The sequence below is a fragment of the Bacillus thuringiensis genome, assembly GCF_001455345.1.
Classification (GTDB): domain Bacteria; phylum Bacillota; class Bacilli; order Bacillales; family Bacillaceae_G; genus Bacillus_A; species Bacillus_A thuringiensis_N.
Genome location: NZ_CP013274.1, coordinates 1,762,006 through 1,781,319, shown reverse-complemented (window position 1 = coordinate 1,781,319; position 19,314 = coordinate 1,762,006). Strand labels below are relative to the sequence as shown.

Genomic DNA, 19,314 nt, shown 5'->3' with positions numbered 1-19,314 from the left:
TAATTAAAAACAAACATAGTTACAGAAAGAGAATGCTTGTATACTGACCTGTACGGTATTCCCTTATTCCATATATGCTATATTTCTATTCTTCTTTTTACTTAAACAAACTGCTCAATCTTATTTGTTGCAACTTCTTATGAATGCATAACTACAATTTTGCATTTATCTTCTTTATATGTCGGGAACACCACCAAAGGATTTCCCTGCCCTCTGTAAAAAAACCTTACTTTTTAAAAGTAAGGTTTTTTGTATTTATTCATTAGCAATATAAGCATTCTTATAAGTATAAATACCACCAAATTGATGCTTTTCAATTCCTTTTACATAATCCTTTTGTACATATGCTGAGCCAATATGATAAAGCGGCGCCACCGCAGCATCTTCTAATAATACCTGCTCGGCTTCTCGCAACGCTTCCCATCGGTTTTCCGTATCTAGTACAAAATCCGTTTTCGCTTTCTTTATTAATTCATCGTAACGAACATTAGAATAATTCATTTTATTATTCGGATTCCCCGTCGTAAATAGTTCTAAATAACTAATTGGATCTTTATAGTCAGGTCCCCAATTTGCCATAGTTATATCGTAATCACCTGTTTGTTCTAACTGTAATTTTTGCTTAAATGGCTGTTGTTTAATTTGTATCGTTAGTCCTTGTAAATTCTTTTCTAAATCACCTTTTATATATTCCGCCATACGTTTTGCATTATCTTGTTCAAACGTTAATAACTCGAGGTTTACTTGTTCTGCCCCAAGCTCTTTTTTCGCTTCATCCCAAATCTTTTTCGCATTTTGCAAATCATATGAAGAAAGATTTCCGTTTTCTTTTCTAAAATCTTTACCAGTCTCTTCATTTATATGACCAGCTGGTACCAATCCACTGGCAGGTTTTGCCCCGTTATTAATAAAGTGAGCAACGAAGTCCCCTTTATTTAACGCTAATGAAATAGATTGACGTACCTTTTTATTTGCTAATGCATTATTTTTTTCATTAAAACGTAGCATAGCAATTCCGGAATCACTCGACATATGTAATTCCTTATTCCCTTTATACTTGTCTACAAATTGAGAATTAATAGGTACCCTATCCAAATTACCAGCTTCGTATAAATTAACAGCCGTCATTGTATCCTTTACAATTTGAAAGTTTATTTCGTCTAACTTCACTTTCTTTTGATCCCAATATGTAGCATTCTTCTTTAATTGAAACTCTTGTTCATGCTTCCATTTCTCTAATACAAATGGACCGTTATATAGGAGATTACTAGGTTCCAACGCATAATTCTTCCCTTGTTCTTTCAAAAATGATTCATGCTGTGGTAAATATATAGGTAGTGCTAACAACTGTAAAAAATAAGGAATTGGCTGCTCTAGTTCCACTTCTAACTTATAATCATTTATAACTTTAACCCCAAGTGCATCAAGAGGCATTGTTCCCTTATTGATCTCTTTCGCATTTTTCACGTAAAAGAGCATGGACGCATATTGAGACGCTGTTTCAGGGGTAATTGCACGTTTCCACGCAAACATAAAATCATGCGCTGTCACATTGTCCCCATTTGACCATTTTGCATCTTTACGCAATTCAAATGTATATTTTTTACCATCTTCACTTCTTTTAAAGAATTTTGCTACTGCTGGAATCGGCTGATCTTGATCGTCTAATACATACAACCCTTCAAATATGTTTTGCATAACGTGTGCCGACGTACCATCCATCGTTTTCGCTGTATCAAGAGAAGGAATTTCTTCTGATACTGTTACATTTAATACTTGTTTTTTTGCCTTTGTATCACTTTTATTTTCCTTATTATTACAAGCTGTTAATAATAAAGATGTAACAAGTGCCATTACCATTAAACGGCTCTTCTTTCGCTTCATGAGTTGTTCTCCTTAAATATAAAATATTATAAAGCGTAATATATTATAGCAGAAATACTACCAGAAAGATGCGACATTCTTTTGAATATTTATTCGTTCAAGAAAAAAGCTACCCTTTTAAAAAGGATAGCAAAAGATTGAATGTTTAATCTGCACTGTTCGCTCAAGTGTTTATAAAAAATCTCTTATTGCATACCTCCCTTCTGTTTTATGTAAATTTCCCCATAACTAACTTAATAGACGTATAGGGTACAGTTTGGTTGGAATATCTTCGTATCTCCATTCAGCAATGCCGCTTTGTTTTTTGGAATCCAAGTCAAGTAGAAAGTTGTATTTTACAAATCTTATACACTTAAGGATTTTGTAAGGATCAAGTAAGAAAAACGAGAACTTTGTTTCGTATAGTCAAAATATAAAGTGAAGGAACAAAGAGAGGTTAGAAGTTGCCAGAGCGATTACAACAAAACTAGAACTGTTGGTTTTAGATGAACATATCAATGATTTAGACGTTGTTACAACCGAACCTTAATTTATCATACCTGTTTTTTATCATCACATTTTGGAGGTTAAAATATGATTAAAAAAAAGAAAATACAAAAATCAGTACTTTCCTTTACCCTACTCTTTTCTTTAGGCATTTCATCTTTTCCGCTTACAACAGCTATTCACGCAGATACACGTGAGAAACAACCTGTAGAAAAGAAACAAGTCTCTTTAACGGAGCGTACATCATTATTTCTTGAATATCTCCAGCAAGGTAAGTATGCAGAGGCACTTCAGTTGACGTCTACTGCTTTTCAATCCAAGTTTACAACAAACACATTACAAAACTGGTGGAAACACAGTGGCTGGAGCGGGATAAAAAGCATGGGAACCCCCGTGATAAAAGAACGAAACTTGGTTCATCAGACGGTGGAAATTTCAGGAACTATTGAAGGAACTACCATACCGTTACTCTTAAAATTCACACCTGGCGGGAAAGTAGATGAGGTTGGGGTAAGGACGCCTCCAGAATCTTATATTATCCCGCATCCTAGATATGATCAACCTGCTTCCTATCAAGAACGTGAAATCGTCATTGGAAATTCTACCTATCCATTACCAGCCACATTAACAGTTCCGAAACATAAGCCTGGTGAAAAGGTACCCGTAGTTGTACTTGTTCATGGCGCTGGCATCCATGATCGCGATAGTACATATCTGGGAACAAAAATCTTACGAGACCTTGCGGTGGGCCTTTCGTCCAATGGAATTGCAGTGTTGCGCTATGAAAAACGCACCTTAGAACACGCATTAAAGATGAGTGCAGAACCTGTTACGTTAGACCGTGAAACTACAGATGATGCCATATATGCAGCAAAATCAGCAGCGCAGCAGGAAGGCATTGATCCAAATAATATTTTCATTCTTGGACATAGTCTAGGAGCCGGCACAATGCCGCGTATACTAAGCAAATCCCCTTCCTCACTTGTTAGAGGAAGTATCTTACTCGCACCACCTGCACGCCCATTGACTGACATTGCCATTGATCAGAATCAATACCTAGGGGCGTCAAAGGAAGTAATCGATGAACTAAAAAGACAGTTCGCTTTCATCCAAGATCCTACTTTCAATCCTGACCATCCTCCAGCTGGCTACAATTTTGGGTTACCTCATTTTATGTATGATGTTTCTAGGTGGCGTCCAGTTGAAGAGGCAAGATCACGAAAAGAGCCTTTACTGATTCTGCAAGGATCACGCGATTATCAAGTAACAGTAAAAAATGAATATACAAAATGGCAGGAAGGGCTTTCAAACCGCAGGAATGTTCAGTTCAATGAATACCCAAAATTGAATCATTTCTTCACGGAGGGTGATGGGGAATTAAGTCTTCCTAGTGAATATGAAATCCCTGCTAATGTTCCTGAGTACGTCATCCAGGACATTATTAAATGGGTCAACGAGACAAAAAAATAAGAAACATCAAAATCCTTCATCTAATCATTATTACGTGAAGGATTTTTTGAAACTAGTGATTTTATATAAATCATTCTATTCTTTTTTATTAATAAAAAAGGGTTAGACTCAAAAACAGGCTGTGGAGAAGACCCTCTCCACAGCCTAAAAATACCTATCTTTGCAAACCTCGTTTATATCGACTTGCTTCAAATATAATACGCTCTTCATCTAACGTTTTACATTCGCCATTCCAAACGACACGTTTTCCGTTAATAATTACATCGCTTATATCTTTTCCACTAGCAGCATACACAAGGTGTGATAACACTTCATCTGCTGGTTGTAAATGCGGCTTATTAGACGGGTCAATTGTAATGAAATCAGCACACTTTCCAATCTCAAGTGAGCCTGTTTGTTTCATCCCAATTACTTCAGCAGCTCCCTTAGTCGCAAGTGTAAGAGCTGTTTCAACCGGTAACGCTGTTGCGTCTTGGTGAATCCCTTTTTGTAATAAAGTTGCAATGCGCATTTCCTCAAACATATCTAAATTGTTGTTAGATGCAACACTATCTGTTGCAATTCCTACTTTCATTCCCGCTTCTAGCATCGCTTTTACATTCGCTATACCAGAACCTAGTTTTAAATTACTATTCGGATTATGAGCTACTCGAACGTCATGTTCTGCTAAAAATGCACGCTCATTGTCATTTAATACTACACCGTGTGCAATAACTGTCGGTCGTTTAAACAATCCGCAACTTGCTGCATATTCTACTGGACGTTTTCCGTACTGTGCTTCAATATCACGTACTTCACGCTCTGTTTCCGAAAGGTGAATATGAACCATCGTTTGATTTTCTACTGCAATACGTGCACACTCTTCTAACAGTTCTGTACTGCATGTATATGGACTATGCGGTGCAACCATCGTAGTTAACATACCACTTTCGTTATAGTAACGCTTCACATATTTCTCAGCTTCTTCAATTGCTTTCTTTTCATCCTCTTTCGTTCCAAAGCTAAATAAAGTTCTTGAAACAGCAGCTCGCATCCCGCTCCTTGATACCGTTTCCATAATTGCATCTTGATCTACTCCAATTGGATTAAACATATCAGAGAATGATGTTGTACCACTTTTCACCATTTCAAGTAATCCTAGTTCCGTACTAGCAACCGCAAGTTCTGGAGTAAATTGACTTTCAAGTGGCCAAATTCTCGTCTCAAGCCATGGTTGTAATAACATATCATCGCCAATACCTCTTAAGAGACTCATTACAACGTGTGTATGTGTATTTACAAGCCCTGGTAAAACCCACTTTCCTTTCATGTCAATTACTTCATCTACTTCAAAATCAGTAGCGAATTCTCCGCTCTTCACATCTATAATTTGATCATTTTCTACAATGATATATCCATTTTCTATCACTTCATTTTGTTCATTCATCGTTACGATTGTAGCGTTTACATAAGTTGTTTTCAAAAGTATTTCCCCTTTCAACTCTATGAAGTTCCCTTTAATAAGTTACCACCATTATAGTAACTTATTAAAGATTAAGAGTCAAAAGATAATTTAAATTCTTTCATTAACTTTTCCTTCAAAATGCTATATTGTTTTTCATTTGTATCTGCAAATGCTTCTTCTCGATTTGATTCTATATCCATATAATTCAGTTTTTCACTGAATTGGCTCCAAATAAAATCATATCTTTCCTCATCTACTATATTGTAAAAATGCCACACTTCCCCTATCTTTGTCTTTCGTATCTCTCCTCCACACAACTCCTGAATAATGAGAGCTGTCACGCCGCATTGTCCCTTTGCTGGATTTTCAATTGTCCACTTTGAATTTGTTTCAATCGACCACGATTTTATTAGTGCTTCATATATTCTTTTTCTCTTTATATGATCCATTTTCAGCTTCTCCTACTATTAATTGTTTTACACATCATATTTCAAAAGAGGCAGTAAACGACCCTTAAAAACAGTGGATGGTGTCTCTCCGATTAACTTTGCTCCCATTTTCAAGTAATACCCTTTTGCATTCGGATCACTATCAATCGTAAAACTTTTTAATCCTAGTTCATTTGCTTTTTTTATTACATAGTCCCACAATATTTTCCCGTAGCCTTTCCCTTTGTATCGGGGATGAATGTAAAGGAAATCGAGAGCTTTCTCATTACGTAAAAATGAGAAAAAACCAATCTTCGTATTATCGTTTTCTAAAACATATACAAAGTTATTTTTTATGTACTCTTCTGTAATTGTTAAATCTTCCTTACAAGCAAGTATGAATTCTTCGCTATAATCCCACGTTGCTTTTGAATGTAGTGCAAGTTCACTTAATTCATTTGCTTCACTTAATAACGCTTTTCTTATCTTCATGATTCTTTCTCCTCACCTTCGATATATACACTTTAAAATGATTCGAAAATTAATTTAAAAAACCTCTTATTTCCGTAAATAAGAGATTACTTTTATAATTCTTCATAATAGATAATAATTTTTTAAAAGAAAAAAACGCCATTCCTGAAAATTGGCGTTCTTTTCTTTCAATCTTTATAGCATATTATTCTAAGAATCATTCTTATATTTCTACACAGTTTCTACTACTGCTTCGAGCATCGTTCCATTTTTAGCATAATTCGTATGCCAAGAAAAAGCTTTCTCTAAAATATGAGGAGTTTGTCCGCCTCTTGTTTTTGCTTCCTCATAATAAGCTCGTAGTTGATCACGATACATTGGATGTGCACAATTCTCAATAATGAGTTCCACTCTTTCACTTGGTGCAAGTCCTCTTAAGTCAGCAAACCCTTGTTCAGTGACGATAACATCTACATCGTGTTCCGTATGGTCTACATGAGAAACGAAAGGAACGATACTTGAAATGTTACCACCTTTCGCAATTGATTTAGTAACAAAGATAGCTAGACGGGCATTTCTTGCAAAGTCACCAGAACCACCGATACCGTTCATCATTTTTGTACCTAAAACGTGAGTAGAGTTCACATTTCCGTATATATCTAATTCTAAAGCAGTATTAATTGAAATTAATCCAAGGCGACGAATGATTTCAGGATGATTGGATATCTCTTGTGGGCGCATCATTAATTTGTGACGATATTTTTCAAAGTTAGAAAATACTTTTTGCATTTTCTCCTCAGAAAGTGTAATTGAGCAGCATGAAGCAAAATTGACTTTCCCAGCATCCATAAGATCAAAGACCGCATCCTGTAAAACCTCAGAATACACTTCTAAATCTTCAAACTCAGAATCTAACATTCCATGAAGAACTGCATTAGCCACTGAACCAATTCCCGATTGTAACGGTGCTAAACGATTTGTTAATCGGCCCACTTTTACTTCTTCTCGAAGGAACTCTATTAAATGCTGTGCCATGATAACAGTTTCTTCATCCGGAGGAACAATTGTCGATGGTGAGTCTAGTTGGTTCGTAAACACAATTCCCTTCACCTTTTCAGCATCGATAGGAATACCAATCGTTCCAATTCGATCATCCGTTTTCACAATTGGAATTGGAAGCCTTTCTCCTTGTTTACCTGGTTCATATAAATCATGTAGCCCTTCTAGTTGCGCGGATTGAGCCATATTCATTTCAATGATGATGGACTTAGCATTTAAAGAAAACGCTAGAGAATTCCCTATTGAAGTCGTTGGAATAATCATGCCATCCTCAGTAATCGCAACCGCTTCCAAAATAGCAAAATCTACATCCATTACGTCAGCGCGAAGTAACTCTGCTGTATGAGACAAGTGCTGATCTACAAATAAAAAGTCTCCGTTATTAATTCCTTTTCGCATAGCCGCATCGGCTTGGAAAGGCAATCTTTTCCCTAAAATTCCTGCTTCCGCAAATAATTTATCCACATCAGAACCTAAAGAGGCACCAGTATAAACATTCACTTTAAAAGATTTATCATTCTTAACTCGGTTTACAAGCGCAAATGGGACTGCTTTCACATCACCTGCACGTGTAAACCCACTTAAGCCTAAAGTCATTCCACTTTCAATCCATGAAGCTGCTTCTTCAGGTGTAACTACGCGATCTTTCAGACGTTGATCCCTAATTCTATCCAAATTATTCTCCATATGTAATCCCTCTCCTAATGAATATTCATAATTATTTTACACTTTAACAGTATCCAAATAGGGATTTCAGTATACAATGCCAAAAATTCAGACAAAACAGCGAATCAAGGTTCTAAAGCAGAATATTCTAGAATCCTAGAAGTTTGCGAAAATAGCTAGCGTATGATTGACTAACTGGTACCCTCTCTCCATTATCCATCGAAAGTAAAAAAGTAGAATGCGTATCAGGATATATCGCTTTAATATGATTTACGTTTACAATAAAGGAACGGTGGCATCTAATAAATGAATCTTTCGGAAGTAAGTATTCGAATTCTTGTAACGAGTATTTATGTGTTCCTGTTAACTCTTCTGAATTTACATACGTCTTTTTATCTTTCGCCTCTAAATACATAACCTTTGAAAAAGGAACCGGAATCCAACCGTCCGTTGTTTTTAAAGTAACGACTGACTTTCCATCCGTTAAAGCTGGATAAATAGCTGTCACGCAACCTTCAAGCTTCCCATTGTTTGCAAATGGTACGGCCATTCCGTGATAAGGAATACCAAAAACATCCCGATTAATAAACTCAGAGGTTTTTTGGTTCGTCACCATTGCCTTATGAGCAATCGTTCCTTCCTTTATAGGATCCCCGATGCTAATCTTTAAATCAATTCGTTTACTTGGCCGATAATAAATATATTCTTTCGTATTCGATACAGCAATTGAAATTTCATCTGAAAATAATTCCCCAACAACATCTAATAGTAAACCTAATGTATTATCTTCCATATTATTAACACCTCATTCACTATTATACTATTATTGTGAACGAGCATCTGTTGCTGTGTATTAAAAGTTTGATTAGAAGCTAGCTGATCTTAAAATCTCGCAACTATAACTACCAAAGCTATGCCACATTTTAAAAATAGTTTCCGCTACTATTACTCCATTACCTAAAGAAACCTCACTTCAAAAAAGTGAGGTTTCTTCTCATACGATATTTCTTTACTGTTTCACTAATTCTAATAACTTCTTAACAAAATAAATGGAATTATGTGAAGCAGAAACACAATTATCTTCAAATACTTCTATACCAGACGCTTCTTCTGTATCTGTTATTGATCTCACTGCTAAAAACGGTATTGCATTGGCATAACAGACGTGAGCTATACTTGCAGTTTCCATATCTACACAAAGTGGATTGTATTTAGAGATTATTTCTGTACGGCCGCTTTCACTAATAAACGCTTCTCCAGTAACTATTTTTCCAAAATAAACATTTTGAGCGAATTGATTGTTCTCAACCACTTCACAGCTTAATTCAAGAAGTGTACTATCTGTATTAAAGTATACGCTCTCCATCCACGGATGATATTCAGTCAATATCCCTTCATCAACATCGTGATATGCTATTTCTGTTGAAATTACTGTATCTCCAATTTTCAATACTTTATCAATCGCTCCTGCAACACCTGTTACAATAATATGTGTCACATTAAACTTATCTATTAATATTTGAGCTGCAATTGCTGCGTTAACTTTACACACACCACAATACAATGCAACAACTTCCACATTTTCATATTTCCCACTATGAAACGTTAACATCGCAAGGTTCATTATTTCCTTATTAGTCATCTCTTCAATAAATGGCATAATTTCATCTTCCGATGGACCGATAATTCCAAATTTCATATATTCAACTCCTCGAAACTGTTTCTATATTTTTTGAAGCAATTTTTAAAAAATCTTTTCTCTAACAAATATATAAATACAAGCCCAAACTACAATCGGTTTGGGCTTAACTTTCTCATCTATTATGCGCATCTAACCACGAAATCAAATCTTTAAATACTTCATCTCTATTCACTTCATGAAACATTTCATGTCTTCCATTTTCATATAAACGTAGTGTCACATCTTTCACACCACTTTTTTTATAGTTTTCATATACTTCTTTTACACCTTTCCCCATATCTCCAACAGGATCACGGTCTCCAGAGAATATATGTATCGGAAGATTGCTTGGCGTCTTCTTGTATTCTTCTAGTTTATTTACTTCTAATACACCAGAAAATAATTCTCGATAAAAACTCGTCGTACAAATGAATCCACATAACGGATCCGCAATATATTTATCAACTTGATTATTATCTGAAGATAACCAATCAAAATTTGTACGATTTGGCTTAAAGTTCGAATTAAAGTTTCCGAAGGATAAAAAGTTTAGCATCGGACTTTTCGTTTTTGCCCCGCGCAATTTCATCTCAATTGTCGCTACTTTATGACCAATGACTCCTAAAAATCCAGGATTCCCACCAGTTCCTGAAATAAGAAATCCATCATATAGTTCGCCTCTAAGTTGCACAGCTCGTCTTGATAGGAAAGATCCCATACTATGACCAAGTAAAAACAAGGGACATGACTGCTCTTCTTTTATCATTTCCGAAACAAAGATCACATCAGACACAACCTGATTCCACCCTATATCCGGTTCAAAATGACCATAGTCTTCTTCTCTTTTCACTGTTTTCCCATGACCTTTATGATCATGTGCATAAACACCATACCCTGCTTCTAATAACGCATCAATAAAGTCAGTATAAACACCTGCATGCTCTGTCATACCGTGTGCAATTTGAATAATCCCTTTTGGTTCACTTTCTGGTAACCACTTGCGTAAATAAATTTCCAATCCATCCAATGCCGTAACGAAACTTTCCTTTACGTTCATTTCGTCAGCCCCCAAATCTATTATGTATCTATAAAAAATGAATATACATTCATTATTCTTATTATGTATTATATGCAATTGCTTTCATTATGACAAATACCTTCCTTTTCCGATTAGCCGTCAGACTATTATGTTGACGAATCATAAATAAAATTATATAGTTACTTACATAAAGTAATTATTATATTTTTAGGAGGTCTCTACTATGATGCCATCACTATTTTTAGCACATGGTTCACCAATGCTCGCTATTCAAGATACAGATTATACACGCTTTTTAAAAATACTTGGCGAAACATATAAACCGAAAGCAATTGTTATTTTCACCGCTCACTGGGAAAGTGAAGTATTAACGATTTCCTCATCAGATAACGAATATGAAACAATTTATGATTTTGGAGGTTTTCCTCCTGAGTTATACGAAATTAAATATCGTGCAAAAGGTTCTTCTAGCATAGCATCTATGCTAGAAACAAAATTTTAAAATAAAGGTATTCCAGTTCATCATAATATGACGCGCGGTTTAGATCATGGCTCATGGACACTCTTGCATCGCATGTATCCAGAAGCAAACATTCCTGTCGTACAAATATCAGTAAATCCATTCCTTTCTGCAAAAGAACAATTTAAGATTGGAGAAGCATTAAAAGGACTTGGACAAGAAGATATTTTAGTAATCGGTAGCGGTGTTACCGTTCATAACTTACGAGCACTGAAATGGAATCAAACTACACCCGAACAATGGGCAATTGAATTTGATGATTGGATTATAAAACATATGCATACAAACGATAAAGATGCATTGTTTAATTGGGAAAACAATGCGCCTCATGCACAATTAGCCGTACCAAGAGCAGAGCATTTTGTTCCTTTATTTATCGCTATGGGAAGTGGTGAAAATAGCGGTGAAGTCATTCACCGTAGTTATGAGCTTGGTACATTAAGTTATCTATGTCTTAAATTTTAAAGAAAAGGATGAAGCAATCATTGCTTCATCCTTTTTTCATTCACTTAGTTAACTAACTTCCAAATGTCGTTTCTCTGATACCTCTTCGTTCTTATTATGAAAATAAACCCAGATGCACGCAATAAATAATAGTGATGATGTAGAGAAGAAAACATATTGGAAGCCTGCATGCGCTGCAATTTGTCCACCAAGTACTGGTCCAATCATATTTCCTAAAAACTGAAACGATTGATTATATCCAAATATTCGTCCCGTTACATGAGTTGGTGTATGTTGTTTTAGTAGAGTTTGTACGGAAGGTAATAATCCTGCTTGTGCGATACCTAATAAAAATCGAAGAATTAATAGCTGCCAAGCTGAGGTTACAAATGCTTGCGGAATAAAAATAATTCCTGCAGCAAACAATGCTACTACTAACGTTTTTTGAGGACCGATATGATCTGATAATCGTCCTAGTCTTGGTGCTGCCAAAATAACTGCTAACCCTGTCGCTGACATAACGGCGCCAGCAATTGTTTCAATATGTGCGGTTTGAGGACCAACTAAATTTTTCACGTACAATGTCACAATTGGCTGCACAGACATATTAGCAAGTTGAATAATAAATGTTGTTACAAACAAACTAATAATTAAATGCTTAGCTGGAACCATCGTCCATACTTTTTTCGTTTGTACTTTTTTTGCTTGAGCAGAGTGATTTTCTTCATGTAAGAAGAAAAAAACGATGAGAAAAGAAAGGAATAAAAAAGCTCCTGTAACAAGAAAAACATGACGCATTCCAATTAACTCAGACAAATAACCACCAAGTAATGGGCCAAGTAATGAGCCGCTCACGCCCCCGGTTGAAATTGTGGAAATCGCCCAACCTGAATGTTCTTTCGGAGTTTCTGCTGCAATAAATGTCATCGCCGTTGAAAGGAAACCAGATACTGCTCCCATTAAAAATCTTAGTGCGACTAATTGATATACATCCGTTACAAAACCCATAAGCGTCATAATAACCGCCATACCAAGGCTCGCACGAATTAGCATCAATTTCCGTCCATGTATATCACCAAGTTTTCCCCATATTGGTGATACGATCGCACCCATTAAAAATGTTATACCAAATGCAAGTCCCGACCACTGTGCAATACTAGAAGTGCCAGTCACACCTAATTCCTCAATATAAAAAGATAAAAAAGGAATTACTAAACTCATACCGGCTGCAGTGGTAAAACAACCTAGCCAACAAATCATTAAATTTCTTTTCCAGCTGGCCATTTTCACACCTTCTTTCTTTAGATACCCATTCTACACCCTTTCTTGTAAAAAGTTTAGTAATTTGCTTTATATGTAAGATTTACTACAAAACCCGCTATTTTCTAGTAAAAATCACTACATTCCCACATTTTTTTCATAATAAAACCAACTCCAGCTAAATGAAGTTGGTTAATGATCCACTATCGGTATTAAACGTGCATTACAACATCTCTCATAAAACTCAACTGGACCCGCTTGTCCAATAATTGCATATTCATATCCCTCTTGCTTCATATTATATAAACAATGATGTAACAAGTCTTTTCCTACACCTTTCACACGATTTTGTTTCGCTGTGCCCATCGGACCAAACAGCCCTTTCTTCCCTCTCACTACATCATAACAAGCGAAACCTACTACCCCTTCTTCTTGTTCTGCTATATAAATAGGTAAATTTTCTTTATATGTACAAAATCCATATTCTATTGAATGTAACCACCGTTCACCAAATTCTGCTTCAACAAAGCTTGCTAATTGTTCAAAATCAGAAGCGTTAGCCTTTCTAACAGTACAAGTTAAATTATTATAAATAGGAACAAAACCTTTTAAATCGACTGCTAAATCTCTTGGCTCAGCTATAATACGTAATATATCTCTTTGCATCTGTGCATTTTCAATAACTGGATTCACACGAAATAATGCATATATAACATGACCTTCATTCATTATTGCTTGTTGAAAACGTTCCATACGTTTCTTCGCTATTTGTAAAATTTCTAGCGTCTTATGGGATAACTTATATTGTCCTATTTTTTTATAATCTTGATCCGTTAAATCATATTGTTTTCGTAATGAAAGTTTTTCTAAAAAATCCGTACCCATATTACGAAACAAATACATATACAAGTCGCCACAAACGCCAGTACCTTCTTTACACATACCGATAAACAGATGAACTGGTTGAATAAGATTACATTCTGCCTCTTCTGCTGCAATCTTCATTATGTTTTTCACACGTTTTGTAAATTGAAATCCCTCCATATGTATCTCCATCCCATACTACTTTACTATTAAACCGTAACCATAAATAAATGACACAATTATTCCAACTACTAATATACCTGGCAGTAAATTTGCAACCTTAATTTTAATAATACCAAGTAAGTTCAATCCAATAGCGGCTATCATAATACCGCCCGTAGCTGTCATTTCCACTATAAATTGATTCATTAATTCTTTCGGGACCAAACTATTAATTTGTGTTGCAAAAACCGCAATACTACCCTCATATAAAATCACCGGTATTGCTGAAAACAATACGCCAATCCCTAAAGTAGTCGTTAATATAATAGAAATAAACCCATCAATAATCGCCTTTGTAAATAAAATATCGTGATTTCCGCGAATCCCGCTGTCGAGTGCACCAAGTATCCCCATCGCACCAATTGCAAAAATTAAAGTAGCGGTTACAAAACCTTCTGATATGCTCCCTTTCCCTTTCGATCCAACTTTAGTTTCTAACCAATCCCCTAACAGTTTTAACTTTCCCTCTAGTTGTAGCCATTCCCCGATTACCGTACCAATGACTAAACTTAGTATGACAACAAGAAAATTTTCACTTTTCAAGGCCATTTGAAGTCCAAGCACAGTAACCGCTAAACCGATTGCGTGCATTATGGTTCCCTTCATACTTTCTGGAATTCTACTAAATAATTTACCAAGTAAAGTACCAAATATAATACAAATCCCATTTACAACTGCTCCTAATATAACCATTTCTTATTCTTCACCCTTCGAATTCTTTATTTCTATATTTTGGTTTATTCATTGATTTACAGGTTATCTATATGTTAACTTAATATTGAGAATATTAACAAATGTTTTTCGCTACATGAACCGCAATTTTTTGTAGCAATACATAAAGTGAAACTTTAATCAGCTGAAATTTTGTTGCCCACAAATAGCGGGATAAACTCAAAAGGGAAGGTATTTATGAAAACTTTACTAAAACGATTTTTGTTAATAGCCTTTTGTATTACACCAATTGTTGTATTAATTAACCACTCTTTTACTTCAAAAGCGAAAGACAAACCCGATTTCCAAAACAAATCTAGCAAAACTGCTTCAACAAGCGACAAGAAAAGAGAAGACCCGGAAATTACACTCACCTTTTCTGGTGATACAATGTTTGATTGGCAATTACGTCCGGTAATCGAAAAAAACGGGGCTGACTACCCATTCCAACATGTAAAAGAAGAAATAAAAAAAGCTGATATTTCTTTCGTTAATTTAGAGTCAGCATTTACAATGAAAGAAAAGAAAGCACCTGGACAGCTATTTTGGATTAAAAGTGATCCATCCACACTACAAGCTATTAAAAATACTGGATATGACATCGTAAATATCGGGAATAATCATACACTTGATTACGGTCAAGAGGGATTATTAGATACAATCTCTCATGTAGAAAAATTAAAGTTCCCTTATATTGGCGCCGGAAAAAATGCAAAAGATGCATATACCGCACGAGAAATGACTGTAAAAGGAAAAAAATTTAAATTCCTTTCCTTCGTCCGATTTATGCCTGATTTTACTTGGGTAGCTGATGACAATAAACCTGGCGTTGCGAATGGATATGATTTAAATCTTGTAACAAAAACAATTAAAGAGCAAAAGAAAGATGCAGACTATGTAATTGTCTATATGCATTGGGGTGTCGAAAAATCAAATCGTCCGGTAGATTATCAAAAACAATATGTAAATAAAATGGTTACAGCAGGAGCCGACGCGATTGTCGGAAGCCATCCACATTGGTTACAAGGATTTGAATATTATAATAATGTCCCTGTCGCTTACTCATTAGGAAACTTTTTATTCCCAAGTTATGTGAACGGAAAAAGTGCCGAAACTGGCGTATTAACTTTAACTTTTAAAGGAAAGGATGTCCAAATGTCATTCAATCCTTATATCATCCGTAACAACCAAGTTTCCCCTGTAAATGAGGAAGAAAAGAGAAAAGCTCTACAATATTTACAAACGATTTCAACTGATGTAGAAATTGATGATACAGGGAACATAAAAAACAAACGGAACTAGACATCTCAAGATCTAATTCTCTGTAATATACTTTACAGAATAGGTGATGAAAATGCTGAAAGACTTATTAGAAAATGTAAGTTTGTTAGAGAACATCTATAAAATGTCTATAGCAATCCTGCTTTTATGTTCCTTTTACTCTGTGAGACTATTTAAAAAAATAAAGCGCGAGAGAAACCTTTCTCCCTTTGAATTCACTATGTATGTAATCATTCGTATTGCAATATTTTTTTGGTTAGCTAGCTTTATTCTTCTTGAATTTAATGAGTATCTAGTTTAACTGTAAAAAAGATAGAACAAGCGTTATATTTCACCGCTTGTATCTATCTTTTTTATTTGGATACTAACTCTTTCCTTCTATTAAATAAGTAAATCAAACAAAACAGGATTTTTATTAAGCTCCATAAATTGAATATTATTTTCTTTGAAACGAGTAATTAATTGCTCGTAATCTTCTTTATGTTTTAATTCTACTCCGACTAATGCTGGACCATTTTCCTTATTATGTTTCTTAATATACTCAAAGCGAGTAATGTCATCTTCTGGCCCTAATCCTTTATCAAGAAATTCTCTTAGCGCACCTGAACGCTGCGGGAATTCAATGATAAAATAATGCTTTAATCCTTCGTAAATGAGCGAACGTTCTTTCATTTCTTGCATTCTATCAATATCATTATTTCCACCACTCAACGTACATACAACTGTTTTACCTTTAATTTCATCTCTGTATAAATCAAGTGCTGCAATAGAGAGTGCACCAGCTGGTTCAGCTACAATCGCATTTTTCTTATACAGTTCTAAAATCGTCGTACAAACCTTTCCTTCTGGTACTAAAACAATGTCATCAATTACATCTTTACAAGTTTCAAACGTTAACTTTCCTACCTTTTTAACAGCTGCCCCATCAACAAAACTATCTATTTTCTCCAAAGCGACATTTTCATTTTGAAGAAACGCCTCTTTCATAGATGCAGCTCCCATTGGTTCTACACCAATGACCTTTGTAGTAGGACTAACACCTTTCACATATGTACCAACACCTGATGCTAATCCACCACCGCCAATTGCTGTAAAGATATAATCAACCGATTTCTCCATATCATGCATAATTTCAACTGCCACTGTCCCTTGACCAGCAACGACATACGGATCATCAAACGGATGAACAAACGTCATTCTATTTTCTTCACAATATCCCTGTGCTTCTTGGAAAGAGCTATCAAATGTATCACCGACTAATACAATTTCCGCAAAATCACCACCGAAAAATTGAACTTGTGATACTTTTTGCTTAGGCGTTGTTGTTGGCATGAAAATTTTTGACGGAATCTTCAATAAATTACATGTATAAGCTACCCCTTGCGCATGATTACCAGCGCTTGCGCAAACAACACCGTTTTGTAATTGTTCTTTCGGTAAACTTTGAATTAAATTGTACGCACCACGAATTTTGAAAGAGCGAATCAATTGTAAGTCTTCTCGTTTTACATAAACGTCACAATCATATTTCTCAGATAAAACTGCATCACGTTGTAACGGTGTTTTAATAACGATATCTTTCATGCAATTATGGGCCATTAAGATATCTTCAATTTTCACTCTCTCCTTTACCTTTTGCACCATTTCATATCATCCTTATCTCTTTTAAATTGGCTCAATCAAAATTCGGAACTTTTAGGACTGCACCTGTATTCGCCGATGTTACCATTTGTGCATAACGTCCAAGCCAGCCAGTTTTCACTTTCGGTTCTGGTCGTTTCCATTCTTTTTTACGCTTATCTAATTCTTCATCACTCACTCTTACTTCTAGCAAGCGTTCCTCAACATCGATACAAACGATATCCCCTTGCTTGAGAAGTGCAATCGTTCCGCCCGCAGCTGCTTCTGGTGAAATATGCCCTACTGAAATACCACGTGATGCACCAGAGAAACGACCATCTGTTAATAGCGCAACATCTGCACCTAATCCCATTCCAGCAATTGCTGATGTTGGTGCTAACATTTCTGGCATACCAGGACCACCTCTTGGTCCTTCATAACGAATGACAACTACATCTCCTTTTTTCACTTTCCCAAGCATAATGCCGGCAAGGGCCTCATCTTGTGAATTAAAAATAACACAAGGTCCTTCAAATCGTTTTACTTCAGTTGCCCCGCTTTTAATAACTGCCCCATCTTTCGCAAGGTTTCCTTTTAATATACGTAATCCACCTTCTTCACTATGAGGGTTTTCAAGAGAATGAATAACTTCCTTATCTTTAATCTCCGCATGAGCAATGTTCTCTCTTAACGTCTGTCCCGTAGCCGTAATACGATCTAAATGAAGTACGCCCTCTTTCCGGCTCATCTCTTTCAAAATGGCACTAATCCCGCCCGCGCGATCAATATCTTCCATATGCCAATTGGACGCAGGGCTTACTTTACATAAATGTGGTACACGTCTTGAAACGGCATCAATACGGCTCATATCATAATCTAGTCCTGCCTCATGGGCGAGTGCTAACGTATGTAATACTGTATTTGTTGAACCACCCATCGCCATATCAAGTGCGAACGCATCATCAATTGCTTCTTCTGTTACAATGTCTCGTGGTTTAATATCTCTTTCAACTAAAATTTTCAATTTCTCTGCTGCTTGTTTAATTAATTCTTCCCGTCTTGGATCGATGGCTAAAATACTCCCGTTACCAGGAAGAGCTAACCCTAATACTTCGCATAAACAGTTCATAGAGTTCGCTGTAAACATACCGGAACAAGAACCACAAGATGGACAGCCATGATCTTCAATATCCTTTAACTCTTCTTCTGAAATTTTTCCAGATTGATAAGCTCCTACTCCTTCAAAAACAGAACTTAAATCGACAACGTCTCCTTTTGACGTTTTTCCAGCCGCCATCGGCCCACCTGAAACAAATACAGTTGGAATGTTAATGCGAAGTGCAGCCATCATCATACCAGGTGTAATTTTGTCACAGTTCGGAATACAAATCATGCCATCAAACCAGTGTGCATTTACAACCGTTTCTACTGAATCTGCAATGATTTCACGACTCGGCAGCGAATAACGCATACCGATATGCCCCATCGCAATACCGTCATCTACTCCAATTGTATTAAATTCAAATGGAACCATACCTGCTGCACGAACTGCTTCTTTAACAAGTTTCCCAAACTCATTTAAGTGCTTATGACCTGGAATAATTTCAATAAAAGAATTACAGATTGCTATAAACGGTTTATCAAAATCTTCATCTTTCAAACCAGTTGCTTTTAATAAACTACGATGCGGTGCTTTATCAAAGCCTTTTTTAATCATGTCACTTCTCATCTTGTCAAATCCCCTCTTACGTATTTTTCACTTGC

16 protein-coding genes and 1 pseudogene are annotated in these 19,314 nt (G+C 35.8%); 4 read left to right on the top strand and 13 right to left on the bottom strand.

Annotated features, from left to right (window positions below; translation table 11 throughout):
- Positions 1 to 255 precede the first annotated feature (255 nt).
- Complete coding sequence (locus ATN06_RS09405) at positions 256 to 1,884, bottom strand: peptide ABC transporter substrate-binding protein (protein ID WP_060630409.1); 1,629 nt, start codon at positions 1,882 to 1,884, stop codon at positions 256 to 258.
- Between the two features lie 573 nt (positions 1,885 to 2,457).
- Between ATN06_RS09405 and ATN06_RS09400 the strand changes: the two genes are divergently transcribed.
- Positions 2,458 to 3,840 (top strand): alpha/beta hydrolase, encoded by a 1,383-nt coding sequence (locus ATN06_RS09400; protein WP_060630408.1) that lies wholly within the window; start codon positions 2,458 to 2,460, stop codon positions 3,838 to 3,840.
- Between the two features lie 154 nt (positions 3,841 to 3,994).
- Here ATN06_RS09400 and ATN06_RS09395 read toward each other — a convergent pair whose 3' ends face one another.
- The 7 genes from ATN06_RS09395 to ATN06_RS09365 all read right to left on the bottom strand — a co-directional run bounded on the left by ATN06_RS09395 (position 3,995) and on the right by ATN06_RS09365 (position 10,646).
- On the bottom strand, positions 3,995 to 5,320 hold the full coding sequence (locus ATN06_RS09395) for a bifunctional S-methyl-5'-thioadenosine deaminase/S-adenosylhomocysteine deaminase (protein WP_140350467.1): 1,326 nt from the start codon (positions 5,318 to 5,320) through the stop codon (positions 3,995 to 3,997).
- A gap of 53 nt (positions 5,321 to 5,373) precedes the next feature.
- Positions 5,374 to 5,733 carry a YunG family protein gene (locus ATN06_RS09390; RefSeq protein ID WP_060630406.1) on the bottom strand — a complete coding sequence of 120 codons (360 nt, stop codon included), beginning with the start codon at positions 5,731 to 5,733 and terminating at the stop codon, positions 5,374 to 5,376.
- Between the two features lie 27 nt (positions 5,734 to 5,760).
- Positions 5,761 to 6,204: a GNAT family N-acetyltransferase gene (locus ATN06_RS09385; protein ID WP_060630405.1), complete on the bottom strand. Its 444-nt coding sequence runs from the start codon at positions 6,202 to 6,204 to the stop codon at positions 5,761 to 5,763.
- 210 nt (positions 6,205 to 6,414) lie between these two features.
- Positions 6,415 to 7,929 carry a succinyl-CoA:acetate CoA-transferase ScpC gene (locus ATN06_RS09380; protein ID WP_060630404.1) on the bottom strand — a complete coding sequence of 505 codons (1,515 nt, stop codon included), beginning with the start codon at positions 7,927 to 7,929 and terminating at the stop codon, positions 6,415 to 6,417.
- A 127-nt stretch (positions 7,930 to 8,056) separates the two neighbouring features.
- Positions 8,057 to 8,701, bottom strand: coding sequence for a LytTR family DNA-binding domain-containing protein (locus ATN06_RS09375; protein ID WP_060630403.1), 645 nt, complete (start codon positions 8,699 to 8,701; stop codon positions 8,057 to 8,059).
- A gap of 216 nt (positions 8,702 to 8,917) precedes the next feature.
- Positions 8,918 to 9,607 (bottom strand): 5'-methylthioadenosine/adenosylhomocysteine nucleosidase, encoded by a 690-nt coding sequence (locus tag ATN06_RS09370; RefSeq protein WP_060630402.1) that lies wholly within the window; start codon positions 9,605 to 9,607, stop codon positions 8,918 to 8,920.
- A gap of 115 nt (positions 9,608 to 9,722) precedes the next feature.
- Positions 9,723 to 10,646, bottom strand: a complete 924-nt coding sequence (locus tag ATN06_RS09365) for an alpha/beta hydrolase (protein ID WP_060630401.1) — start codon at positions 10,644 to 10,646, stop codon at positions 9,723 to 9,725.
- Positions 10,647 to 10,851: 205 nt separating this feature from the next.
- On the opposite strand from ATN06_RS09365, the pseudogene ATN06_RS09360 reads away from it, so the two are divergent.
- Positions 10,852 to 11,613 (top strand): annotated as a pseudogene (locus tag ATN06_RS09360) (DODA-type extradiol aromatic ring-opening family dioxygenase).
- 48 nt (positions 11,614 to 11,661) lie between these two features.
- Here ATN06_RS09360 and ATN06_RS09355 read toward each other — a convergent pair.
- From ATN06_RS09355 to ATN06_RS09345, 3 genes are all read right to left on the bottom strand, one after another.
- Positions 11,662 to 12,876 carry a multidrug efflux MFS transporter gene (locus ATN06_RS09355; RefSeq protein WP_060630400.1) on the bottom strand — a complete coding sequence of 405 codons (1,215 nt, stop codon included), beginning with the start codon at positions 12,874 to 12,876 and terminating at the stop codon, positions 11,662 to 11,664.
- Between the two features lie 168 nt (positions 12,877 to 13,044).
- Positions 13,045 to 13,908 (bottom strand): GNAT family N-acetyltransferase, encoded by an 864-nt coding sequence (locus ATN06_RS09350; protein ID WP_088116079.1) that lies wholly within the window; start codon positions 13,906 to 13,908, stop codon positions 13,045 to 13,047.
- A 6-nt stretch (positions 13,909 to 13,914) separates the two neighbouring features.
- On the bottom strand, positions 13,915 to 14,631 hold the full coding sequence (locus ATN06_RS09345) for a DUF554 domain-containing protein (protein WP_060630398.1): 717 nt from the start codon (positions 14,629 to 14,631) through the stop codon (positions 13,915 to 13,917).
- 216 nt (positions 14,632 to 14,847) lie between these two features.
- Between ATN06_RS09345 and ATN06_RS09340 the strand changes: the two genes are divergently transcribed.
- Positions 14,848 to 15,951 carry a CapA family protein gene (locus ATN06_RS09340; RefSeq protein ID WP_060630397.1) on the top strand — a complete coding sequence of 368 codons (1,104 nt, stop codon included), beginning with the start codon at positions 14,848 to 14,850 and terminating at the stop codon, positions 15,949 to 15,951.
- A 52-nt stretch (positions 15,952 to 16,003) separates the two neighbouring features.
- Complete coding sequence (locus ATN06_RS09335) at positions 16,004 to 16,231, top strand: hypothetical protein (RefSeq protein WP_060630396.1); 228 nt, start codon at positions 16,004 to 16,006, stop codon at positions 16,229 to 16,231.
- An 80-nt stretch (positions 16,232 to 16,311) separates the two neighbouring features.
- Here ATN06_RS09335 and ilvA read toward each other — a convergent pair whose 3' ends face one another.
- Together ilvA and ilvD are read right to left on the bottom strand one after the other, a co-directional pair.
- Positions 16,312 to 17,574, bottom strand: a complete 1,263-nt coding sequence (gene ilvA, locus ATN06_RS09330; RefSeq protein ID WP_060630395.1) for a threonine ammonia-lyase IlvA — start codon at positions 17,572 to 17,574, stop codon at positions 16,312 to 16,314.
- Between the two features lie 31 nt (positions 17,575 to 17,605).
- Entirely contained in the window at positions 17,606 to 19,279 is a 1,674-nt protein-coding gene (gene ilvD, locus ATN06_RS09325; RefSeq protein ID WP_060630394.1) for a dihydroxy-acid dehydratase, read from the bottom strand.
- Positions 19,280 to 19,314: the final 35 nt, after the last annotated feature.

What these genes read in the sequence shown, in the direction of transcription:
- ATN06_RS09385 (WP_060630405.1), bottom strand. Translation starts at nt 6,204, where the DNA reads ATGAAGATAAGAAAAGCGTTATTAAGTGAAGCAAATGAATTAAGTGAA.
- ATN06_RS09390 (WP_060630406.1), bottom strand. Translation starts at nt 5,733, where the DNA reads ATGGATCATATAAAGAGAAAAAGAATATATGAAGCACTAATAAAATCG.
- ATN06_RS09365 (WP_060630401.1), bottom strand. Translation starts at nt 10,646, where the DNA reads ATGAACGTAAAGGAAAGTTTCGTTACGGCATTGGATGGATTGGAAATT.
- ATN06_RS09350 (WP_088116079.1), bottom strand. Translation starts at nt 13,908, where the DNA reads ATGGAGATACATATGGAGGGATTTCAATTTACAAAACGTGTGAAAAAC.
- ATN06_RS09370 (WP_060630402.1), bottom strand. Translation starts at nt 9,607, where the DNA reads ATGAAATTTGGAATTATCGGTCCATCGGAAGATGAAATTATGCCATTT.
- ATN06_RS09355 (WP_060630400.1), bottom strand. Translation starts at nt 12,876, where the DNA reads ATGGCCAGCTGGAAAAGAAATTTAATGATTTGTTGGCTAGGTTGTTTT.
- ATN06_RS09380 (WP_060630404.1), bottom strand. Translation starts at nt 7,929, where the DNA reads ATGGAGAATAATTTGGATAGAATTAGGGATCAACGTCTGAAAGATCGC.
- ATN06_RS09375 (WP_060630403.1), bottom strand. Translation starts at nt 8,701, where the DNA reads ATGGAAGATAATACATTAGGTTTACTATTAGATGTTGTTGGGGAATTA.
- ilvD (WP_060630394.1), bottom strand. Translation starts at nt 19,279, where the DNA reads ATGAGAAGTGACATGATTAAAAAAGGCTTTGATAAAGCACCGCATCGT.
- ATN06_RS09405 (WP_060630409.1), bottom strand. Translation starts at nt 1,884, where the DNA reads ATGAAGCGAAAGAAGAGCCGTTTAATGGTAATGGCACTTGTTACATCT.
- ATN06_RS09340 (WP_060630397.1), top strand. Translation starts at nt 14,848, where the DNA reads ATGAAAACTTTACTAAAACGATTTTTGTTAATAGCCTTTTGTATTACA.
- ilvA (WP_060630395.1), bottom strand. Translation starts at nt 17,574, where the DNA reads ATGGTGCAAAAGGTAAAGGAGAGAGTGAAAATTGAAGATATCTTAATG.
- ATN06_RS09400 (WP_060630408.1), top strand. Translation starts at nt 2,458, where the DNA reads ATGATTAAAAAAAAGAAAATACAAAAATCAGTACTTTCCTTTACCCTA.
- ATN06_RS09345 (WP_060630398.1), bottom strand. Translation starts at nt 14,631, where the DNA reads ATGGTTATATTAGGAGCAGTTGTAAATGGGATTTGTATTATATTTGGT.
- ATN06_RS09335 (WP_060630396.1), top strand. Translation starts at nt 16,004, where the DNA reads ATGCTGAAAGACTTATTAGAAAATGTAAGTTTGTTAGAGAACATCTAT.